General features: G+C 71.1%; 15 protein-coding genes and 2 rRNA genes. All 17 read left to right on the top strand.

From position 1 onward, the window contains the following. Positions 1-1,396 (top strand): 23S ribosomal RNA (locus DP939_RS43760); the annotation flags it as partial. Positions 1,397-1,517: 121 nt separating this feature from the next. After that, positions 1,518-1,634: ribosomal RNA gene (gene rrf, locus DP939_RS43755) — 5S ribosomal RNA — on the top strand. Between the two features lie 159 nt (positions 1,635-1,793). Next, the gene (locus DP939_RS43750; protein ID WP_113986755.1) at positions 1,794-3,083 is read left to right on the top strand and encodes a bifunctional folylpolyglutamate synthase/dihydrofolate synthase; all 1,290 of its coding nucleotides are present in this window, start codon (positions 1,794-1,796) and stop codon (positions 3,081-3,083) included. A 57-nt stretch (positions 3,084-3,140) separates the two neighbouring features. After that, positions 3,141-3,491: a DUF4233 domain-containing protein gene (locus DP939_RS43745; protein ID WP_225878922.1), complete on the top strand. Its 351-nt coding sequence runs from the start codon at positions 3,141-3,143 to the stop codon at positions 3,489-3,491. Positions 3,492-3,502: 11 nt separating this feature from the next. After that, on the top strand, positions 3,503-5,101 hold the full coding sequence (locus DP939_RS46590) for an MFS transporter (protein ID WP_158578997.1): 1,599 nt from the start codon (positions 3,503-3,505) through the stop codon (positions 5,099-5,101). A gap of 56 nt (positions 5,102-5,157) precedes the next feature. Then, positions 5,158-5,568: a nucleoside-diphosphate kinase gene (gene ndk / locus DP939_RS43735; RefSeq protein ID WP_225878921.1), complete on the top strand. Its 411-nt coding sequence runs from the start codon at positions 5,158-5,160 to the stop codon at positions 5,566-5,568. Positions 5,569-5,776: 208 nt separating this feature from the next. Then, positions 5,777-6,808: a rod shape-determining protein gene (gene mreB, locus DP939_RS43730; RefSeq protein ID WP_113986747.1), complete on the top strand. Its 1,032-nt coding sequence runs from the start codon at positions 5,777-5,779 to the stop codon at positions 6,806-6,808. Beyond that, positions 6,808-8,079, top strand: a complete 1,272-nt coding sequence (gene mreC / locus DP939_RS43725) for a rod shape-determining protein MreC (RefSeq protein WP_113986746.1) — start codon at positions 6,808-6,810, stop codon at positions 8,077-8,079. The genes mreB and mreC overlap by 1 nt, the downstream gene beginning before the upstream one ends. A gap of 48 nt (positions 8,080-8,127) precedes the next feature. After that, complete coding sequence (mreD, locus tag DP939_RS43720; RefSeq protein WP_113986745.1) at positions 8,128-8,658, top strand: rod shape-determining protein MreD; 531 nt, start codon at positions 8,128-8,130, stop codon at positions 8,656-8,658. After that, positions 8,655-10,721 carry a penicillin-binding protein 2 gene (gene mrdA, locus DP939_RS43715; RefSeq protein WP_113986744.1) on the top strand — a complete coding sequence of 689 codons (2,067 nt, stop codon included), beginning with the start codon at positions 8,655-8,657 and terminating at the stop codon, positions 10,719-10,721. Before mreD ends, mrdA begins: the two co-directional genes overlap by 4 nt. Beyond that, complete coding sequence (rodA, locus tag DP939_RS43710; protein WP_318656349.1) at positions 10,718-11,875, top strand: rod shape-determining protein RodA; 1,158 nt, start codon at positions 10,718-10,720, stop codon at positions 11,873-11,875. The genes mrdA and rodA overlap by 4 nt, the downstream gene beginning before the upstream one ends. A gap of 130 nt (positions 11,876-12,005) precedes the next feature. Beyond that, entirely contained in the window at positions 12,006-12,275 is a 270-nt protein-coding gene (locus DP939_RS43705) for a hypothetical protein (RefSeq protein ID WP_111171223.1), read from the top strand. Then, positions 12,272-13,699 carry a hypothetical protein gene (locus DP939_RS43700; protein WP_147268392.1) on the top strand — a complete coding sequence of 476 codons (1,428 nt, stop codon included), beginning with the start codon at positions 12,272-12,274 and terminating at the stop codon, positions 13,697-13,699. Before DP939_RS43705 ends, DP939_RS43700 begins: the two co-directional genes overlap by 4 nt. Continuing rightward, complete coding sequence (locus DP939_RS43695; RefSeq protein ID WP_113986741.1) at positions 13,699-14,592, top strand: phosphotransferase family protein; 894 nt, start codon at positions 13,699-13,701, stop codon at positions 14,590-14,592. The genes DP939_RS43700 and DP939_RS43695 overlap by 1 nt, the downstream gene beginning before the upstream one ends. 16 nt (positions 14,593-14,608) lie before the next feature. After that, positions 14,609-16,519 (top strand): TIGR03960 family B12-binding radical SAM protein, encoded by a 1,911-nt coding sequence (locus DP939_RS43690; protein WP_113986740.1) that lies wholly within the window; start codon positions 14,609-14,611, stop codon positions 16,517-16,519. Between the two features lie 136 nt (positions 16,520-16,655). Further along, the gene (locus DP939_RS43685) at positions 16,656-17,453 is read left to right on the top strand and encodes a TIGR03936 family radical SAM-associated protein (protein ID WP_225878920.1); all 798 of its coding nucleotides are present in this window, start codon (positions 16,656-16,658) and stop codon (positions 17,451-17,453) included. A gap of 97 nt (positions 17,454-17,550) precedes the next feature. After that, a complete protein-coding gene (locus DP939_RS43680) occupies positions 17,551-20,373 on the top strand; it encodes an Rne/Rng family ribonuclease (protein ID WP_113986738.1) in 2,823 nt (940 codons plus the stop codon). Positions 20,374-20,562: the final 189 nt, after the last annotated feature.

Here is a 20,562-nt window from a genome sequence, read left to right as displayed (position 1 = left end):
TGAGGTGTGATGCCGAGCCGATTGTGGCGAAGTGGATGATCCTATGCTGCCGAGAAAAGCCTCTAGTGAGTGTGGCGGCGGCCCGTACCCTAAACCGACTCAGGTGGTCAGGTAGAGAATACCGAGGCGATCGGGTGAACTGTGGTTAAGGAACTCGGCAAATTGCCCCCGTAACTTCGGGAGAAGGGGGGCCCTTGCTGGTGACCGGCCTGCGCGGCCGGGTGCTGGTGGGGGTCGCAGTGGCCAGGGGGAAGCGACTGTTTATTAAAAACACAGGTCTGTGCGAAGTCGTAAGACGATGTATACGGACTGACGCCTGCCCGGTGCCGGAACGTTAAGGGGACCGCTTAGTGACTCTTTTGGGGTTGCGAAGGTGAGAACTTAAGCGCCGGTAAACGGCGGTGGTAACTATAACCATCCTAAGGTAGCGAAATTCCTTGTCGGGTAAGTTCCGACCTGCACGAATGGCGTAACGACTTCCCCGCTGTCTCAACCACAGGCCCGGCGAAATTGCATTACGAGTAAAGATGCTCGTTACGCGCAGCAGGACGGAAAGACCCCGGGACCTTCACTATAGCTTGACATTGGTGTTTGGGGCGGCTTGTGTAGGATAGGTGGGAGGCTGTGAAGCGGTCACGCTAGTGGTCGTGGAGCCGTTGGTGAAATACCACTCTGGTCGTTTTGGATGTCTAACCCGCGCCCGTGGATCCGGGTGGGGGACAGTGTCTGGTGGGTAGTTTAACTGGGGCGGTTGCCTCCTAAAGGGTAACGGAGGCGCCCAAAGGTTCCCTCAGCCTGGTTGGTCATCAGGTGGTGAGTGTAAGTGCACAAGGGGGCTTGACTGTGAGACCGACGGGTCGAGCAGGAGCGAAAGCTGGGACTAGTGATCCGGCATCTCTGTGTGGTTGGGGTGTCGCTCAACGGCTAAAAGGTACCCCGGGGATAACAGGCTGATCTTCCCCAAGAGTCCATATCGACGGGATGGTTTGGCACCTCGATGTCGGCTCGTCGCATCCTGGGGCTGGAGTAGGTCCCAAGGGTTGGGCTGTTCGCCCATTAAAGCGGTACGCGAGCTGGGTTTAGAACGTCGCGAGACAGTTCGGTCCCTATCCGCTGCGCGCGTAGGAGACTTGAAGGGGGCTGTCCCTAGTACGAGAGGACCGGGACGGACGAACCTCTGGTGTGCCAGTTGTATCGCCAGGTGCATGGCTGGTTGGCTACGTTCGGGAAGGATAACCGCTGAAGGCATCTAAGCGGGAAGCTTGCCTTGAGATGAGGTCTCCCTCCCACTTTGGTGGGGTAAGGCTCCCGGTGGATGACCGGGTTGATAGGCTGGTGGTGGAAGCGTTGTGAGGCGTGGAGCTGACTGGTACTAATAGGCCGAGGACTTGACCACAACAAACACGTCTGCTGTGTGTGGTGCTCGCGTTCACTGTGTGATTCTGAGACTGCAACCAGGCTGCGGTCTGCCCCTCTTCGGAGGGGTGGGTCTGCGCCGGTTGGTGGTTTCGATGTGTTGCGGTGGTTATGGCGGTGGGGAGACACCCGGTTACATTCCGAACCCGGAAGTTAAGCCTGCCTGCGCTGATGGTACTGCACTGGGGACGGTGTGGGAGAGTAGGTCGCTGCCGCACAAATATTGAATAAAGAGAAAAGGGTCCGACACATCGTCATGTGTCAGGGCCCTTTTTTCATGCCCTCGATCAGCTCCCGCCCGTGGGTCAGCGGATTCACCATCGCCCCGGGTCAGTAGGGTTGGTCGTGTGGAGTATCGCGCGGTAGAGCAGGCCATCATGGGGCGCGGCGTCGAGTGGCAGTTCGACCCGACGCTCGATCGGATCGCGGCGTTGATGGATCTTCTCGGCTCGCCGCAGCGCTCCTACCCCGTCGTGCACCTGGCCGGCACCAACGGCAAGACCAGTACCGCGCGCCTGACGGAGAGCCTGCTGGCGCGGCGCAACCTGCGCGTGGGCCGGTTCACCAGTCCGCATCTGACCTCGGTGCGGGAGCGGATCTGCGTGGACGGCGCCCCGCTGTCGGAGGAGCGGTTCGTCGAGGTGTACCAGGACGTCCTGCCGTACATCGAGATGATCGACAAGCAGGTCGGCAAGGTCTCGTTCTTCGAGACGCTGACCGCGATGGGGTTCGCGGCGTTCGCGGACGCGCCGGTCGACATCGCGGTGATCGAGACCGGGATGGGCGGCACCTGGGACGCGACGAACGTCGTGGACCCGGCCGTGGCCGTGATCACGCCGATCTCCCTGGACCACACCGACTACCTGGGCGACGATGTCGCGACCATCTCCGAGGAGAAGGCCGGGATCATCAAGTCGCACATCACGGCCGTGCTCGCGCAGCAGGACGTGACCGCCGCCGAGGTGCTGATGCGCAGGGCGGCGGAGGTGGAGGCCGTCGTGGCGCGTGAGGGGCTGGAGTTCGGGGTGCTGGGCCACGAGGTGGCGCTGGGCGGCCAGCTTCTTCGGTTGCAGGGGCTCAAGGGCGTCTATGAGGACGTCTTCCTCCCCCTGTACGGCGCGCACCAGGCGAGCAACGCGGCCTGTGCCCTGGCGGCAGTGGAGGTCCTGACCGGCGGTGACGACCCGCTGGACCCGGAGCTGGTACGTCAGGCGTTCGCCACCGCCTCCTCGCCGGGACGGCTGGAGGTGGTCCGGCGCGGCCCCACCGTCCTGGTGGACGCCGCGCACAACCCCGGCGGCATGCAGGCGGCCATCGAGGCGGTCGAGGAGTCGTTCGACTTCGCGCGCCTGATCGGCGTCGTCGCCGTGATGGCCGACAAGGACATCAGGGGCCTGCTCGAGTTGCTGGAGCCGGTCCTGGCGGAGATCGTGGTTACCCGCAACTCGTCCCCCCGCTCGATGGAACCCGCCGAGCTGGCGGAGCTGGCGGAGGGCCTGTTCGGCACGGACCGGGTGCGGGTCGCGGCCAGGCTCGACGACGCCATCGACACGGCGGTGGGGCTGGCCGACGAGGATGGCGAGTTCGGTGGCGCGGGGGTGCTGATCACCGGTTCGGTGGTGACGGCGGGAGACGCCAGGCACCTGCTGCACGTGGAAGGCGCGTGAGCGGGCCGGGCAGGTCGTGGGCGGGCAGTGGTCGGAAGCGATGACAGGAGGGATGCCGTGGCAGGCAAGACGTTCCAGGTGACGCCGGGCATGCGGCGGTTGGGCTCCACCGTGCTGACCATGGAGGCGATCGTGGTGGCCCTGACCGCGCCGGTGGCGATCAACCTGAACGGCACGCCGCCGGGCACCGCGCTGGCGGTCGGTCTCGGCGTCGCCGCCGCGTGCGTGGTGGCGGCGGGGCTGCTCAAGCGGCCGTTCGGATACATCTTCGGGAGCGTGCTCCAGGTGGTCGTGATCGCCACCGGATTCCTGGTGTTCCCGATGTTCTTCCTCGGTGTGATCTTCGCCGCACTGTGGATAACGGCGATATTCGTCGCTCGCCGTGTCGAGGGCGTGACTTCACGCTAAAGTCGGCGGACATGGCCGACCCCCTCACTGAGCGATCCCAGGCGGCGACCGGCGGACCTTCGACGACGAAGGCGACGCAGACGACGACCCGCGCGCGTGACCCGCGCGTCTCCCGCGTCCACGACGTGGTGCTCGGGCTGCTCGTCCTGGTCGCGATCCCGCTGGCGATCGTCGCGGTGCCCAACACGATATCGGTGGTCTCCGCGCTGCTGCCGCCCGGAGTACCGGCCGCCGATATGGTCCGCGCCCACGGGCTCGCACTGCCCGCGATGATGCTGACCGTGCCGTTCGCCGTGGTGCTCGTGCGCCGCGTGCCCGCCGCGCCCGTCCTGGTCGGCGGGCTGACCGTGCTCGCGGTCGCCGATGTGGCGGGCGGGTTCGCCGGTTCGCCGATGCTCGTCGGCGTACTGCGCGCCCTGCACGGCGTGGGGGCGGGCCTGCTGGTGCCCGCGACCCTGGTGGCGGTGCGGGAGCGTCCCGCGCCGCTGCGCGCGCTGTGGGCGGCGACGCTCGCGGTGAGCATGCTCGGCGCGCAGGCGCTGGCGCTGTGGCCGCTCGACGACGTGACCGCGTGGCAGGTGGCCCTGCAGCCGTACCCGATGCCGACCGGCATCGCGCTGGCGCTCGCCGCCGTCCACATGATGCTCCGGATGCGGGCCGACGGCGCCCGGCCGCCCCAGGACTCCGCCGAGCCGGGCCGGCACGCGCGCGCGTCCACGGCGGCGCATGCCAAGCCGGTGCGGCGCGGGCTCGCGCTCACCGTGGCGCCGGCCGCGGCGATCGCGGTACTGGCGTTCGCGATCTCCAACTCCTGGCCGGTGCCGGTGGTGCTGCTCGCGTCCCTGCTGGGGCTGGTCGCGCTGCTCGTCGTGGCCTCGCTGGGCGGCGCGCGCCCGGCGGCCTACGTCATGGTGGCCGTGGGGGCCGTCGTGCTGCCCACGGGCGCGCAGGTGACCAACATGGAGCTGGGCGGCCTGGGCGGGCCGGGCCTGTCCGGGCTGTGGCCCGCGTTCGCGCTGACCGCCGTGGTGGCCGTGGGCGCGGCCTGGGCGGTCGCCAGGGTGCGTCCGCCCCTGCCGGTGATGCTGGGCGAGGCGGGGCTGGTGGCGCTGGTGGCCGGGCTGTGCGCGGTCTGGCGGCTGGTGCCGATCGAGCAGGGGATCATCCTGCTGCTGCCGTTCGCGTTGATCGCGGCGGGCGCGGCGGTCGCGCTCACCGCCGCGCTGTCCTCGGCCGGCACGGACGACGCGCTGTTCGCGCTGTCGCTGTGCTTCCCGGCGATGCTGGCGGGGTTCCTGCTGGGCAGCGGCATCCAGTTGCCCGGCCTGCGCGCGGCGACCTCACAGGAGGGACTGGCCGACGCGTTCCTGTCGGCTCTGGACCTCTGGACGCTGACCGCCGGGCTGCTGGTGGTGGCCGTGATCCTGCTGGCCGCCTTCCTGGCGCGGCGCGAGCCGTACGCCGGAGACGTCGCCGACGCGGGCGCGCCCCTGGAGATGCCCGACGAGCCCGGCAGGTCCGACGGCGACGACGCCGAGACGGGTGACCACCTGGCGGTACCGCCGCCCACCCCGTCGCCGGAAAGCGGCGGATCGCCGCAAGGACGGTAGGCTTCGCGCATTCACCGCATTCCGCGAGAGATTCCATGGTTGAAGGAGAGACCACAGTGTCCGAGCGCACTCTTGTCCTGATCAAGCCTGATGGCGTGGCGCGTGGGCTGGTCGGCGACGTGATCGGCCGGATCGAGCGCAAGGGCCTCACGATCGTGGCGATGGACCTGCGCACCCTCGACGCCGACACGGCCAAGGCCCACTACGCCGAGCACTCCAGCAAGCCGTTCTTCGACAGCCTGGTGGAGTTCATCACCTCCGGTCCGCTGGTGGCCATGGTGGTCGAGGGGCCGCGGGCGATCGAGGCGTTCCGCGGGCTGGCGGGCCTGACCGACCCGGTCAAGGCCGCGCCCGGCACGATCAGGGGCGACCACGCGCTGGAGATCGGCGAGAACATCGTGCACGGCTCCGACGCGCCCGAGTCCGCCTCCCGGGAGATCAAGATCTTCTTCCCCGACCGCTTCTAGCGGCCCGCACACGCGACGAGGGCGCCGTCTCCGGCGCCCTTTTTGCGTTCCAGGGCCTGATCCGCCGCTCGATGGCCGGGGCGGCAACGCTGGAAAGTTTTCCCGGGGGCGGGGCGGCCTTTGCGGTTGACGGTGGGTACGTCACGTTACGATGCGAATGCGGTAGGTGACCGTCCGCTGATCGATGCACGGAAGGCTCGGCGTCCCCATGGGTAGCAAGCTCGCTCTTTTCGGCCGTGACATGGCCGTCGACCTCGGCACGGCGAACACGCTGGTGTACGTCCGGGGCCGCGGCATCGTGCTGAACGAGCCCTCCGTGGTCGCCCTCAACACCATGACCGGCAAGATCGTCGCGGTCGGCGTCGAGGCCAAGCGGATGATCGGCCGTACGCCGGGCAACATCCTCGCCGTCCGCCCGCTGAAGGACGGCGTGATCGCCGACTTCGAGGTCACCGAGCGGATGCTGCGCTACTTCATCCAGCGGGTGCTCCGCCGCCGCCACTTCGCCAAGCCGCGCATCATCGTCGCCGTGCCGAGCGGCATCACCAGCGTGGAGCAGCGCGCGGTCAAGGAGGCCGGCTACCAGGCCGGGGCCAGGAAGGTCTACATCGTGGAGGAGCCGATGGCCGCGGCCATCGGCGCGGGCCTGCCGGTGCACGAGCCGACCGGCAACATGGTGGTCGACATCGGCGGGGGCACCACCGAGGTGGCGATCATCTCCATGGGCGGCGTCGTGACCAGCCAGTCGATCAGGGTCGGCGGTGACGAGCTGGACCAGGCGATCATCACGTTCGCCAAGAAGGAGTACTCGCTGATGCTGGGCGAGCGCACCGCCGAAGAGATCAAGATGGCCATCGGCTCGGCCTGCGAGCAGCAGGACGAGGGCCACGCCGAGGTGCGCGGGCGCGATCTGGTCAGTGGCCTGCCCAAGACGGTCGTGGTGTCGGCGCACGAGATCCGCAAGGCCACGGAGGAGTCGATCAACGCGATCGTCGACGCCGTGAAGTCCACGCTCGACCGCTGCCCGCCGGAGCTGTCCGGTGACCTGATGGACCGCGGCATCGCCCTCACCGGCGGCGGCGCGCTGATCAGGGGCATGGACGAACGTCTGCGCGACGAGACCGGCATGCCCGTCCACCTGGTGGACAACGCCCTCGACTCGGTCGCGCTGGGCACCGGCAAGTGCGTGGAGGAGTTCGAGGCGTTGCAGCAGGTGCTCGTGCCGGAGCCACGGCACTGATGCGCGACACCCGCCGCACCCGGCTCGTCCTGACGCTGCTGCTGGCCACCGCCCTGGTGCTGATCACCGTCGATCACCGCGCGGGGGCGGGCTCGCCGCTCGGCGCGCTGCGCACCGCGGGCGCGTCCGTGTTCGGTACGGCCGAGCGGGCCGTGGCCGGGGTCACCCGTCCGGTCGGCGACTTCTTCGCGGCGCTGGCGTCCGCGCCGTCCGCGCGCCAGAGGGTCGCCGAGCTGAGCGCGGTCAACCAGCGGCTGCGCGGCGAACTGGCCGCGCACCGGCTGGACCAGGGCAGATCGGCGGAGCTGCGGTCCATGCTCGGGCTCGCCGGGCGCGGCGAATACAAGATCGTTTCAGCGAACGTCATCGCCAGGCGTGGCCTGCCCGGGTTCGAGGACGCCGTCGAGGTCGACGCGGGCACCACCGACGGGGTGCGCCCGGAGATGACCGTGATCAACGGTGACGGGCTGGTGGGCAGGGTCGTCCAGGCGGGGCCGACGACGTCCACGGTGCTGCTGCTCAGCGATCCGGCCTCGGCGGCGGGCGCGCGGCTGGAGGGCGGCAGGGAGATCGGGGTGGTGCACGGCGTCGGCGAGACGGGGAGCCTGGTGCTGTTCCGGCTGCTGGACTCCACGGCTCCGATCGCGGCGGGCAGCCGGATCGTCAGCTTCGGGTCCCAGCGCGGCGTGCCGTACGTCCCGGGGGTGCCGCTGGGCGTCGTGGAGCGGGTCGAGGCCACGCCGGGGGAGCTGACGCGGGTGGCGTACGCGCGGCCGTACGCGGACCTGTCGGCGCTCGACGTGGTGGGCGTGGTGGTCCAGGGGCCGCCGCGCGACCCGCGGGACGCGGTGCTGCCGCCGCGCCCGGCCGAGGCCGGGCAGGTGCCGGACACCGCGAAGGACCGCAAGGCCAAGCGGGCGCGCTCCGGCGAGCGGGACGGCGCGCCGGCGACGCCGGAGGCGGAGCCGCAGCAGGGCGCGGGCACCGCCGAGGGCGAGCGCCGGGAGCCGGTACGCCGGCCGCGCGGTCGCCGGGGCGACTCGCCGTTCGGCGGCGAACCGGGCCGCGGTACCGAGCAGCGGTTCCCCCACCGCAACCGGCCCTTCGACCGGCCGCTCGATCGTCCCCTGGACAGACCACTCGATCGGCCACTCGATCGGCCACTCGACCGGCCGCTGGGGCAGGCCGGGCCACAGGACCCGGCCGAGGAGCGTCACCCCATGGTGACCGACTGGCGGGGGCGGCCCCTGGACGAGGTGGGAGCGCAGTGACGGCACGGGCGGCGCGGAGGCGGTCCGGCCGGGGGCGGAGGTGTCGCGATGGTGGCGGGGGTGCTCGTGGTGGCCGCGGTGCTGGTGCAGCTGACGCTGCTCAACCGGCTGACGCTGCCCGGGGGTGAGGCGCCCGACCTGGTGCTGCTCGTGGTGGTGGCGTGCGGGGCGCACCGGGGGGCGACGGCGGGCGCGTTCGCCGGTTTCGGAGCCGGGCTGGCCGTGGACCTGCTGCCGCCGGTCCACCATGTGGCCGGTCAGTACGCGCTGGTGTTCTGCCTGATCGGCTTCGTGGTGGGGCGGATGGTCGAGCGCACGTCCGCCGCCGTGGTGCCCGCGGCCGTCCTGGCGGCGGTGGCCGGGCCGCTGCTCGCCGCCGGGGTGGCGGCGCTGCTCGGCGTGCCGGGGATCACCGGCGCGGTCCTGCTCTCCCGGCTGCCCGGGGCCGTGGTCTGCAACCTGCTGACCGCGCCGCTGGTGGTCTGGGGCGCCGGGCGGCTGCTCGGCGGCAGGCGCGGCGAACAGCCGGTACGGCACGCGCTGCGCGCCGCGGGCGGCACGAGGGGGGCGGTGTCATGACGAGGATCCGCGTCCGCCTGCTGATCGTCCACGTGCTGGTGCTGTCGGTCCTGGCCGTGCTCGCCGTGCGCCTGTGGCAGGTGCAGGTGGTGCGCGGCGCCCAGTACGTCTCGGCGGCGACGGAGACCCGCACCCGCGACGTCATGGTGCCCGCCGTACGCGGCCAGATCCTGGACGCCAACGGCAGGCCCCTGGTGCGCAACCGGACCGCCCTGGTGGTCTCGGTGGACCGCACCGCGCTCTACCGCATGCGCGACGGCGGCCACGCCGTCCTGCGACGGCTCGCGAGCGTGCTCGACCAGCCGGTGCAGGCGCTGCGCGACCGTATCCGCTCCTGCGGGCCGGGCGTCACCCGGCCGTGCTGGCCCGGCTCCCCGTACCAGCCGATCCCGGTGGACGAGGGCGTCTCGACCCGGCAGGCGCTGCAGATCCTGGAGCGGCAGGAGCAGTTCCCCGGGGTGACCGCCGAGGTCCAGGCGTTCCGCGAGTATCCGATGGGCAGCGCCGCCGCGCAGATGCTCGGCTACCTCCAGCCGGTCACGCAGGAGGAACTGGACCGGCGCAAGGGCATCGCCGACGCCTTTTCCGGCGTGGACCTGGTGGGCCGGGACGGCCTTGAGTCGGTCTACGACGAGGCGCTGCGCGGCGTGCCCGGCCTGCGCAGGGTGCAGGTCGACCGGCTGGGCAAGGTCCTCGGCGTGGAGCGCCAGGTGGCGCCGGTCCCCGGCGACACGCTGATCACCAGCATCGACTCCAAGGTGCAGCTCATCGTGGAGAAGGCGCTGGTCAACGCGATGAAGAAGGCGCCCAAGGCGGACGGCGCGGCGGGCGTGGTGCTCGATCCGCGCAACGGGCGCGTACTGGCGCTGGCCAGTGCGCCGACCTATGACCTCGGCGTGTGGAGCGGCGGCATCTCCGAGGCCGAGTACCGCGGCCTGCTGTCGGAGAAGTACGGCAAGCCGCTGGTCTCGCGGGCCACCAAGGGTGAGTTCGCGCCCGGTTCCACGTTCAAGATCTCCTCGGTGTCGGCGATGCTCGCCGACGGCTACCCGCTGAACGGCAAGTACAACTGCCCGGGTTCGTTCATGGTCGGCGGCCGGCCGTTCAGCAACTTCCGCGGGCAGGGGCTCGGCGTGCTGACGCTGCACCAGGCGCTGGTCAAGTCCTGCGACACGATCTTCTACCGGGCGGGGTTCGAGCAGTGGCTGCGGGACGGCGGCCTGAACCCCAAGGGGCCGACGAAGGAGCCGATGGCCAACACGGCCCGCGACTTCGGCTTCGGCGCGCGGACCGGCATCGACCTGCCGGGCGAGTCCCCCGGGCGGATTCCCGACCGGTCCTGGAAGAAGGAGATGTGGGCCGCCACCAGGGACGACAACTGCAAACGGGCCAAGACCGGCTTCCCCGAGGTGGCCAAGTCCAGCTCCTCGCGCGCGGCGTTCCTCAAGCGGCTGGCCCACGAGAACTGCCTTGAGGGCTACCGGCTGCGCGCCGGTGACGCGGCGAACTTCTCCATCGGGCAGGGCGACGTGCTGGTCACGCCGCTGCAACTGGCCCGGGCGTACGCGGCGCTGGTGACCGACGGCAAGGTGCGCAGCCCCCGGATCGGGTGGGCGCGGGTCCGGCCGGACGGCAGGCTGGTGGAGCGGATCAAGTCCCCGGTGACGGGGAAGCTGCCGATCACCGCCGAGCAGCGGACCTACATCAGGAAGGCGCTGAGCGAGGTGACGTCCGACGGCACCGCGGCGGGGGCCTTCAACGGGTTCCCGATGGAGCAGATCAGGATCGGCGGCAAGACCGGCACGGCGGAGGTGTACGGCAAGGAGGACACCTCGTGGTTCGCGTCGTTCGCGCCCGCGGCCGATCCGCGGTTCGTCGTGGTGGTCATGGTGTCCCAGGGCGGGATGGGCGGCTCGACGGCGGCCCCGGCGGTGCGTGAGATCTACGAGCAGATGTTCGGCATCGCGCCGCAGGGCGGCAAGAAGACCACGCCTGCGCTGCCCGGGATGCGGGCCGCGCAGACCCTGCCGGTGATCAGTCCCGACGGGCTGGTGGCCCGGTGATCGCCCCGGCCGCGCGCGGGCGGGCGCCGCTGCACCGCGCGCCCGGCCCCACCAGGGCGGTGTGGCGGATGGACGCGGTACTGCTGGTGGCGGTGCTGGCGCTGACGGTGATCGGCACGCTGCTGGTGTGGTCGTCCACGCGTACGTGGGCCCCGGGGTCCACCGGCCTGGTCAAGAAGCACGTGCTGAACGTCGCCATCGGGCTGACGCTCTACAGCGTGGTGTCGATGGTGGACCACCGGCTGCTGCGGGCGTACGCGCCGCTGGTGTACGCGCTGTCGCTCGCCGGGCTGGTCGTGGTCATCACGCCGCTCGGCTCGACGGTGAACGGCTCGCACTCGTGGGTGATGCTGGGCGCGGGCTTCGCCGTGCAGCCCTCGGAGTTCGCCAAGCTGGGCCTGGTGCTGCTGCTGGCGATGCTGATGGCCCAGCCCGCCGAGGGCGGCGACCGGCCGCGCGGGCTGGACGTGACGCTGGGGCTGGTCGCCTCGGCCGTGGTCATCGGCCTGGTGATGCTCCAGCCGGACCTGGGCACGGCCATGGTGGTCGGGGTGATCACCGCCAGCGCCCTGGTGGTCGCGGGCGTGCGCAAGCGCTGGATCGCGGGCCTGGGGCTGGCGACGGTGGGGGCGGGCGCGGCGGTGTGGTTCCTTGGGTTGCTGGAGCCGTACCAGGTGGCGAGGTTCACCGCGTTCGTCAGGCCGTCCACCGATCCGCGCGGCGTCGGGTACAACAGCACGCAGTCCCTGAACGCGATCGGGTCGGGGCAGATGTTCGGCAAGGGCCTGTTCGGCGGCGGGCAGACCACCGGGCGGTTCGTGCCCGAGCAGCACACCGACTTCATCTTCACGGTGGCGGGCGAGGAGTTCGGGTTCGTCGGCTCGGTGACGGTCGTGCTGCTGATCGGGGTGGTGCTGCTGCGGGGTGTCCGGATAGCGTGGCAGTGTGAGGATCGGTTCGGCACGCTGGTGGCGGGTACGATCGTGTGCTGGCTGGCCTTCCAGTCGTTCGTGAACATCGGGATGACCGTGGGGATCATGCCGATCACCGGGCTGCCCCTGCCCTTCGTCTCCTACGGCGGTACGGCGACGTTCACGAACCTTGTAGCGGTCGGCCTGCTTCAGGCGATTTACATCCGTGACCGGCGCTTCTAGGGCTTTTTGGGACTGAGAGCCATTCTCATGGTGTGAACATGTGACTCTCACTACCGGCGCGTGCGTCAAGCGAACATCCTGGGAACATACCCGGGTCGGGGGATGAACGCTCGATGACCGAGGAGCCGTGATGCCGGATCGACCGCCCCTCCTCACTGAGGGGCAGGAGGCCGCACTGCGCAACCGTGCGCTGGAGCTGCTGCGCATCGCCTTTCCTGACTACCGGATCGTGTACGGCGGAGGTCGCTGGGCGGCCGCCGCGGCCGGCGACCCGCCGCAGGTGTGGTTCGCCGAGACCCCCGGCAGTCTGTGCGGGCAGTTGTTCACCGCGCAGTTGCACGGGGGCGGCACGATCGTGCCGATGCAAAGTCCACCTCCGGAACCTAAGGAGCAGGCATGACGGTGCGCGGGCCCGAGCGGCGAGGAGGAGACCGGTCCGTGCAGACGTGCGCCGCGATCGTCCGCGAACGCGCGCTCGCCGACCTGCGCGGCGCGCCGCTGAACGCGGAGGTGGCGCACCGGATCGCCGAGGAGGTGCACGCCTGCTGCCCGCAGGCGTCGAGGTTCAAGTGCTTCAGGCTCGCCTGGGGCTGGACCGTCGAGGAGGCCATCGAGCACTTCCACGCGATGTGCGACCGCGACGGCGTACGCAGGCGCGGCCTCACCGAGCGCTCCTGGCGGGAGTGGGAGGCCGGGGCGCGTCCCGACCGGGAGTACACCGACCTGCTGAGCCGGCTGTTCGAGACCGGGCCGGTACAGCTCGGCTTCGCCCGCGACTACACCCCCGACCACGTGCGCGCCGCCACCATGGCCCCGCTCGACCCCATCGCGGCGGCGGCCGACGAGGCCGGTGAGCACGCCGAGCGCGCCGAGACCAGCGAGCTGGGCCCGGCCGCGCTGGAACGCCTGCGCGCCGAGGTCACCTGGCTGGGCAGGCGTTACGTGTGGGAGTCGCCGCTGCCGCTGTTCGTGGAGATGCGCTCGCTGCAAGAACGCACCAGGCGGTCGCTGGAGCGCCGGGTCCACCCCGGTCAGGCCATCGAGCTGTACTTCCTGACCGGCGCCCTGTGCGGCCTGATGGCCAACGTCAGCATGGACCTGGGCCGCCGCGGCCCGGCCGACACCTTCGCCAGGGCCGCCTGGACCTACGGCAGGGTGGCCGGGCACGGGCCGCTGATGGGCTGGGCGCGCGGGATGCAGGCGTCGGTGGCGCTGTGGGACGAGCGCTACCACGACGCCGCGGGTTACGCCGAGGACGGTCTGTCGCACCTGCGGACCGGTTCGGGCGGGGCGCGGTTGCACATGCTGCGCGCCCGGGCCAGTGCCATGCTGTCCCAGCACGACATCGCGGTGGAGTCGCTGGACCGCGCGAGCGAGGCCAGGGAGTCCGGCAGGGACGAGCTGCACGACGAGATCGCGGGCGAGTTCGCGTTCCTGCCCGCCAAACAGCACTACTACGCGTCCGTGACCTGGCTGCACCTGGGCGACAGCGAACGCGCGATCCACGAGGGCCAGGCGTCGCTGGCCGGCTACGCCGCGGGAGGGGACCAGAACCGCTCCTACGGCTGCGAGGCCATGACCCGCGCCCACCTGCTGATCGCCCACCTGCTCGAAGACGACGCCGAGGGCGCCGACCGCGTGGTGGCCCCGCTGCTCGCGCTGCCGCCCGAGCGCCGGATCAGCAGCCTGGCGGTCACACTCGGCACCGGCGGCGAACTGCTCGCCGGACGCCCCGGCGGCCAGAGCACGGCGCGCCGGATCGCAAGCTTCTGCGCCTCAGGGCTGCCCCAGGCGACCCCGGCGCTCAACGAGGGAGTCGGTTGATGACCATAAGCGCTGGGGACGGCGTACTGACCGGCGCCGTCGCGGCGCTGCAACGGGCCTGCCGGGCGGCCGGCCTGGACCCCGCGGGGGCCAGGCTGATGCGCAGCTTCGCCAGTACCGTCTACCACCTGCCCGAGGAGGGCGTGGTGGTGCGCCTCGCCGAGCCCACTCCGGGCAAGTACGACAGGCTGGTGGCCTCCCTGCGGGTGACCCGCTGGCTGGCCGAGCGCGGCTACCCCGCCACCAGGCCGCTCGACGTCAAACAGCCGGTGGCCGAGGAGGGGTTCCTGGTCACCTTCTGGCACCACGAGGAAGACGAGGGCGACCGGCACGACCCGGCCGCGCTCGGCCCGATGCTCCGGCGGCTGCACGACCTGCCGCCGGTCCCGTTCGAGTTGCCGGTGTACGACCCGTTCGGACCAGTGCGGACGGCCATCGCGGCCTGTCGCGTGCTCGGCGTCGGCGATCGGGGCTGGCTGCTCGACCGCTGCTCCGCGCTCGCCGAGACCTACTACGAGCGGCTTCGGTTCACCCTCCCGTACGGGTTGATCCACGGTGACGCACACCGGGGGAATCTGATTCGTGCATCTGGGCGGCTGTTGCTGTGCGACTGGGATTCGGTGAGCGCGGGGCCGCGTGAGATCGACCTGGTGCCGACGTTGCAGGGCGCGCGGTTCGGCTACACGGCCGCGCAGCGCGCCGAGTTCTGCCGGTCCTACGGTCATGACGTGCGCGAATGGGAGGGGTACGCGGTGCTGCGGGACATGCGCGAGCTGCGCACGCTGACCGCGGTGCTGCGCAACGCGCACCGCGACCCGGCCACGGCGGACATCCTGTCCTTCCGGCTCGCCTCGCTGCGCGCGGGGGACGACCGCCAGTGGCAGCCGTTCTAGCCGTTACGCTTGTGGCATGTCCGTCGAGTCTCTGTTTCCGCGCCTGGAACCGCTGCTGCCCAAGGTGCAAAAGCCGATCCAGTATGTCGGGGGTGAGCTCAACTCGACCGTCAAAGACTGGGACGACGCCCAGGTCCGCTGGGCGTTGATGTACCCGGACGCCTACGAGGTGGGCCTGCCCAACCAGGGCGTACAGATCCTTTACGAAATCCTCAACGAGCTGCCCGGCACGCTCGCCGAGCGCACCTACGCGGTGTGGCCCGACCTTGAGGCGCTGATGCGCGCCGAGGGCCTGCCGCAGTTCACCGTGGACGCGCACCGGCCGGTACGCGCCTTCGACGTGCTCGGCGTGTCCTTCGCGACCGAGCTGGGCTACACCAACCTGCTGACCGCGCTCGACCTGGCGGGCATCCCGCTGCACGCCGCCGAGCGCGGCGAGGACGACCCGATCGTGCTCGCGGGGGGCCATGCCGCCTTCAACCCCGAGCCGATCGCCGCCTTCGTCGACGCGGCGGTGCTCGGCGACGGCGAGCAGATCGCCATCGCCATCAGCGAGGTCATCAGGGAGTGGAAGGACGAGGGCCGCCCGGAGGGCCGGGACGGGCTGCTGATGCGCCTGGCCGAGTCCGGCGGGGTCTACGTGCCGAGGTTCTACGACGTGGAGTACCACCCGGACGGCCGGATCAGGCGGGTCGCGCCCAACCGCCCCGGCGTGCCCTGGCGGGTCCACAAGCACACGGTGATGGACCTCGACGAGTGGCCCTACCCGAAGAAGCCGCTGGTGCCGCTGGCCGAGACGGTCCACGAGCGGTTCAGTGTGGAGATCTTCCGGGGCTGCACGCGCGGGTGCCGGTTCTGCCAGGCCGGGATGATCACCCGCCCGGTGCGGGAGCGGTCGATCACCACCATCGGCGACATGGTCCAGAACGGCATCGCCGAGTCCGGCTTCAACGAGGTCGGCCTGCTGTCGCTGTCCTCGGCCGACCACTCGGAGATCGCCGAGGTCACCAAGGGCCTGGCCGACCGCTACGAGGGCACCCAGACCAGCCTGTCGCTGCCCTCCACCCGGGTCGACGCCTTCAACATCGACCTGGCCAACGAGCTGTCGCGCAACGGCAGGCGTTCGGGCCTCACCTTCGCGCCCGAGGGCGGCTCGGAGCGGATGCGCAAGGTGATCAACAAGATGGTGACGGAGGACGACCTGATCCGCACCGTCACCGCCGCCTACGGCCAGGGCTGGCGGCAGGTCAAGCTCTACTTCATGTGCGGCCTGCCCACCGAGACCGACGAAGACGTGCTCGGCATCGCCGACCTGGCCAAGAAGGTCATCAAGGCGGGCCGCGAGGCCACCGGTTCGCGCGACGTGCGGTGCACGGTCTCCATCGGCGGGTTCGTGCCCAAGCCGCACACGCCGTTCCAGTGGGCCGCCCAGTGCGACGCCGACGTCGTGGACCGCCGCCTGTCCGCGCTCAAGGCCGCGCTGCGCGGCGACAAGGAGTACGGCAGGGCCATCGGCTACCGCTACCACGACGGCAAGCCGTCCATCGTGGAGGGCCTGCTGTCGCGCGGCGACCGCAGGGTCGGCGCGGTCATCGAGGCGGTCTGGGCCGCAGGCGGGCGCTTCGACGGCTGGAGCGAGCACTTCTCCTACGAGCGCTGGGCCGCCGCCGCCGAGCGCGCCGGGATCGACCTCGCCTGGTACACCACGCGCGAGCGCGAGGAGAACGAGGTCCTTCCGTGGGACCACCTGGACGCCGGCCTCGACCGCGAGTGGCTGTGGCAGGACTGGCAGGACGCCATCGGAGAGGGCGAGGTGGAAGACTGCCGCTGGACCCCGTGCTATGACTGCGGTGTCTGCCCGACCATGGGAACGGAGATCCAGATCGGCCCCACCGGCCGGAAGTTGCTGCCTCTGACCGTCGTGTGACCCGTCCCGGCCGCACCGGGCGGGAGAGTTTCCGCTGTCAAGCGCTTATCCTGGGATGACAACCAGACCATGGATTGTTGTAAGAAGGGACAACAGCACACTGAAACCTGTTCCTGAAGGGCCACCGCCCGCGCCCGTGGCGCAGCGCCTCCGAGTGCGTTACGCCAAGCGTGGCCGGCTGCGCTTCACCAGCCATCGTGACATCTCGCGTGCCGTCGAACGGGCGGTGCGCCGTGCCGGTATTCCGGTGGCGTTCAGCGCGGGGTTCACTCCCCACCCGAAGATCTCCTACGCGGGTGCGGCCCCCACCGGGGTCGCGAGCGAGGCGGAATACCTGGAGATCGGCGTGACCGCGCCGTGCGAGCCCGAGCGGATCCGAGCGGACCTCGACGCGTCCCTCCCGCCCGGCCTCGACATCCTTGACGTCGTCGCGGCGCACGCCGGCTCTCTCGCCGACCGGCTGGAGGCTTCGGCTTGGGAGATGCGACTTCCCGGGGCCGACCCCGGCCTCGCCGCCGCGGCCGTGGAGAAGTTCCTCGCCGCCGGGCACGTGGAGGTCGAGCGCCTGACGAAGAAGGGCATTCGCCGCTTCGACGCGCGAGGTCCGGTGCTGGTGCTGCGGGCGGCCGATCCGGTGATGGGCGGGTCCTCCGAGGGAACAGGCGGAACAGCAGGTCAGGCCGCCGCACACTCATGTGTCATACTTCACATGGTGGTACGGCACGCTAATCCTGCCGTTCGACCCGACGACGTTCTCACGGCTCTTCGACGTGTGGCAGATTTCGCGCCGCCGGCACCCCCCGAGGTGACCAGGCTGGCGCAGGGGCCGCTCGACGAGAGAACCGGTGAACCCGCCGACCCGCTCGGCCTTGACCGCGACATTTCGCGCGGCGGCGAGGCGGGACCGGTCGGGCATGTCGTCGGCGACCTATAGGACTTTGCCGCCCGCCCGTAAGGGCGGGCGGGCAGCAGCGACGAGAGCTCCTGCGCGGCGCGGAGACGCGCCCGGGAGCTGACGGGAGATTGCCCGCATGCTCGACAACGAGCCCGGCGCCGAGGCCGGCCGGCCCGACGGCGATACAACAGAACACCCACCGACGACGACACCCCGCCGCCGGGCCGCCAGCCGTCCGGCCGGCCCGCCGCCCGAGCCGGAGGAGTCCGGCGTGAGCGTGGCGGCGACCGCCGCGCCGCGCACCCTTCCCGCTTTCGCGGCCGAGCCCGCCGAGCCGGCCGCGCCGCCCGTGGCCCAGGAGGCGCCCGCCGAGGCCCCTGCCGACAGCGCCACCGAGAGCGTCGCCGAGGAGGAGCCGGTCAAGCGCACCCGGCGCCGGACCACCTCGACGGCGACGACCGCGCGCCGCCGTACGACCAAGAAGACCGAGGCTCCCGAGGCCGCCCCTGAGGTGCCCGCCGAGGAGACGGCGGAGGTCCCCGAGGCGCCGGTCAAGCGCCGCCGCACCAGGAAGAAGGCCGAGGAGCAGCCGGCCGCCACGGAACGATCCACCGAGCCCGTGTCCGAGCCCGTGTCCGAGCCTGAGTCCGGGGCGCCCGCCGAGGCCGCGCCGACCGAGGACGACCTGCTCGCGCTGCCCGAGAACGAGCCGCTGGACGACGAACCGGCAGGTGAAGACCTCGACGTGGAGCCGCGCGGGGAGACCGGCCAGGACGCCGATGACGCGGCCGGCCGTCCCGGGCTGTTCGCCGACCCGTTCGGGCTGAGCGCGCACGAGCGGCTGGCGGCAGGCCCGCCCGCGGTGAGCTTCCAGGCTCCCGCCGCCGTGTTCACCCCGCTGTTCCAGGCCCCCGAGCCCCGTACGGCCGAGCCCGCGCGCCCGGCTCCCCAGCCGGTCGCCGCGGCGCCCGAGGAGGAGCCGGAGGCCGCGGAGGAGCCGCTGCCCGAGCCCGAAGAGGCCGAGACGGCCGACGACACCGACGACGACGTGGACACCGACGCCGACGAGCAGGGCGACGGCGGTGGCCGCCGCAGGCGGCGCAGGCGCGGCGGACGCGGCCGGGGCAAGGCCCGCGACCGCGACGACGCCGACGGCGAGGACACCGAGGCGGCCGAGGCCGAGGACCAGGCCGACGAGGAGTCCGAGGAGACCGCCACCGGTTCGCGCAGGCGCCGCAGGCGGCGCAGGCGCGGCGGCGAGGAGGGCGCCGAGCCGTCCGCCGACGACCCGCCCAACACCGTGGTGCGCATCCGCGCGCCGCGCGCCGGGCGCGGCGGTTCGGTGAGCACGTCCATCGACCAGGTGCAGAGCGTCCGCGGCTCGACCCGCCTGGAGGCCAAGAAGCAGCGCCGCCGCGAGGGCAGGGAGCTGGGCCGCAGGCGTCCGCCGATCATCACCGAGTCGGAGTTCCTGGCCCGCCGCGAGTCGGTGGAGCGGGTCATGGTCGTGCGCCGGACCGGCGGCCGTACCCAGATGGCGGTCCTTGAGGACGGCGTGCTCGTCGAGCACTACGTGGACCGCGAGGCCGGTCAGTCCTACGTCGGCAACGTCTACCTGGGCAAGGTCCAGAACGTGCTGCCCTCGATGGAGGCCGCCTTCGTCGACATCGGCAAGGGCAGGAACGCCGTCCTGTACGCGGGCGAGGTCAACTTCGACACCGCCGGTCTGGAGGGCCAGCCCAAGCGGATCGAGGCCGCGCTCAAGTCGGGCCAGTCGGTGCTGGTGCAGGTCACCAAGGACCCGATGGGCCACAAGGGCGCCCGGCTGACCAGCCAGATCAGCCTGCCCGGCCGCTACCTGGTCTACGTCCCCGAGGGGTCGATGACCGGCATCTCGCGCAAGCTGCCCGACAAGGAGCGCTCGCGCCTGAAGAGCATCCTGAAGAAGGTCACCCCGGAGAACGCGGGCGTGATCGTCAGGACCGCCGCGGAGGGCGCCTCGGAGGAGGAGCTGGACCGCGACGTCGCCAGGCTGTCGGCGCAGTGGGAGAACATCCAGCGCAAGGCCAAGTCCGCCGGGCCGCCCGAGCTGCTGTACTCCGAGCCGGACCTCACCATCCGCGTGGTCAGAGACGTCTTCAACGAGGACTTCTCCTCGCTGGTGGTCGCCGGTGACGTGTGGGAGACGGTGGACGAGTACGTCCGCTACGTGGCCCCGCACCTCGCCGACCGGGTGACCCGCTGGCAGGACGACGCCGACGTGTTCGCCGCCTACCGCGTGGACGAGCAGATCGCCAAGGCGCTGGAGCGCAAGGTGTGGCTGCCGAGCGGCGGTTCGCTGGTCATCGACCGCACCGAGGCGATGACCGTGGTGGACGTCAACACCGGCAAGTTCACCGGCCAGGGCGGAAACCTGGAGGAGACGGTCACCCGCAACAACCTGGAGGCGGCCGAGGAGATCGTCCGCCAGCTCCGGCTGCGCGACGTCGGCGGCATCATCGTCATCGACTTCATCGACATGGTGCTGGAGAGCAACCGCGACCTGGTGCTGCGGCGGCTGCTGGAGTGCCTGGCGCGCGACCGCACCAAGCACCAGGTGGCCGAGGTCACCTCGCTGGGCCTGGTCCAGATGACCCGCAAGCGGGTCGGCCAGGGGCTGCTTGAGGCGTTCTCCACGCCGTGCGAGTGCTGCAACGGCCGCGGGCTGCACATCTCCACGGAGCCCGCCCCGGGCGTCCCGGAGCCGCGCGGCACGCAGGGCAAGATGGCGATCGAGAAGGCCGTCGCGGGCAAGCTGTCGAAGAACGGCGAGGGCTCCGCTGTCGCCGCCGGAGACCAGGCGGGCCGTGATACGGTGACCGATGCGCTTGGTGGCGACCGGGCAGATGACGATCAGGCCGCCCAGGGCACGAGCAGGGGGCGGCGACGCACTCGCCGGGCCGCCAAGCAAGCCGACTAGCGGCCACGATCCGGCCGAGGTCGGCCGGTCCGACGTTCCGCCCGGTTCGACCGGGGCTGCCGATATCCGGTACCCTAGTGAACCGGTGCGTCCGCAGACGCGCCCTGTTCGCGCGCCTACCCGGTTCGTCGGTCCAAACAATTGATGGTGACCGGATGCGGGGCGCAGCATCCAGCGAGCACGAAGCAG

The organism is Spongiactinospora rosea (assembly GCF_003315795.1).
GTDB classification, from domain to species: domain Bacteria; phylum Actinomycetota; class Actinomycetes; order Streptosporangiales; family Streptosporangiaceae; genus Spongiactinospora; species Spongiactinospora rosea.
This window is presented reverse-complemented; position numbering and strand designations above follow the sequence as displayed.

What these genes read in the sequence shown, in the direction of transcription:
- DP939_RS46590 (WP_158578997.1), top strand. Translation starts at nt 3,503, where the DNA reads ATGGCCGACCCCCTCACTGAGCGATCCCAGGCGGCGACCGGCGGACCT.
- DP939_RS43700 (WP_147268392.1), top strand. Translation starts at nt 12,272, where the DNA reads ATGACGGTGCGCGGGCCCGAGCGGCGAGGAGGAGACCGGTCCGTGCAG.
- DP939_RS43750 (WP_113986755.1), top strand. Translation starts at nt 1,794, where the DNA reads ATGGGGCGCGGCGTCGAGTGGCAGTTCGACCCGACGCTCGATCGGATC.
- mreB (WP_113986747.1), top strand. Translation starts at nt 5,777, where the DNA reads ATGGGTAGCAAGCTCGCTCTTTTCGGCCGTGACATGGCCGTCGACCTC.
- DP939_RS43705 (WP_111171223.1), top strand. Translation starts at nt 12,006, where the DNA reads ATGCCGGATCGACCGCCCCTCCTCACTGAGGGGCAGGAGGCCGCACTG.
- DP939_RS43695 (WP_113986741.1), top strand. Translation starts at nt 13,699, where the DNA reads ATGACCATAAGCGCTGGGGACGGCGTACTGACCGGCGCCGTCGCGGCG.
- DP939_RS43690 (WP_113986740.1), top strand. Translation starts at nt 14,609, where the DNA reads ATGTCCGTCGAGTCTCTGTTTCCGCGCCTGGAACCGCTGCTGCCCAAG.
- mreD (WP_113986745.1), top strand. Translation starts at nt 8,128, where the DNA reads ATGGTGGCGGGGGTGCTCGTGGTGGCCGCGGTGCTGGTGCAGCTGACG.
- mrdA (WP_113986744.1), top strand. Translation starts at nt 8,655, where the DNA reads ATGACGAGGATCCGCGTCCGCCTGCTGATCGTCCACGTGCTGGTGCTG.
- DP939_RS43680 (WP_113986738.1), top strand. Translation starts at nt 17,551, where the DNA reads ATGCTCGACAACGAGCCCGGCGCCGAGGCCGGCCGGCCCGACGGCGAT.
- mreC (WP_113986746.1), top strand. Translation starts at nt 6,808, where the DNA reads ATGCGCGACACCCGCCGCACCCGGCTCGTCCTGACGCTGCTGCTGGCC.